The organism is Mycobacterium sp. ABE4_509 (genome assembly GCF_056160785.1).
The window spans coordinates 1-951 of the sequence record NZ_JBSWXU010000316.1; the positions used below are offsets into that span (position 1 = coordinate 1).

Below are 951 nucleotides of genomic sequence, written 5' to 3' on the forward strand. Positions count from 1 at the left end.
CTACAAGCCCGGTTCCCCGGCGCCCCCGAAATCCCCGCCTCCGAACTGGCCGGACTCCGCACCCTCCAAGACGTCGTCGCCACCATCGCCGGCCTGACTGCGGCCGGGGCGGCCGAACAACCCGGACACGGGGCGCCGCCGCTTCCAGCGTCGCCGCCACCTGCCGGACTGCACTGCACCGAGGCAACGTTCCGGGCCGCGCCGCCGAGCGGATTGACGATGGCGGGTCTGCGCGACGGCGAGGTCTTCATCACCCGTGAGGACCCGGTCTTCGCGGCGGCGCTCGAGCGGGTGATGGCCTCGCACGAGATCAAGGCCCGCGTGGTCGACGAGGTCCCCGAGGAGGCCAGCGCCGTCATCTGCCTGGCACCGTTGGCGCCGGCGAACTCGGCCGAGGATTGCGTCGAGATGCACCTGCGCACGTTCCATGCCGCACGCAGCGTCGCCAAGAGCAACGCGCATTCGCGATTCTTCGTCACCGTGCAGTCGACCGGAGCTCGCTTCGCCGGCGCGCAGGTGCCGGTCGGGGTGGCCAGCCTGGTGAAAACCGCCGCGCTGGAATGGCCCAACGCTTCGGTGCGGGCAATCGACATCGACACCCTCGATGCGGAACGGTTGACCTCCGAACTGCTCAGCGGTGGAGCCGGAGTCGAGGTGGCGCTGCGCGAGGACGGCACCCGGCTGGTGCTCGACGACGTCGATGCGTCGCCGGCGGGGGAGACGATCACCGTTCCCGAGGGCGGAGTCGTCGTGGTCACCGGTGGTGCGCGCGGCGTGACGGCACGGTCTGCGCTGGCGCTTGCGCATCGCCACGGCCTCAAGCTCGCGCTGCTGGGCCGCACACCGCTGCACGCGGCGGGCCAGGATCAGCCGCACGGCGACACCGTGGCCGAGATCGCCACGGCGCTGGCCGCGTGGGCGCGGGCCCGCGGCGAGCAGATCGGCCTGCCC

General features: G+C 72.3%; 1 pseudogene. It reads left to right on the forward strand.

Annotation, left to right across the window (positions count from 1 at the left end):
- A pseudogene (locus tag ACXAID_RS28235) lies at positions 1-951 on the forward strand (hypothetical protein); the annotation flags it as partial.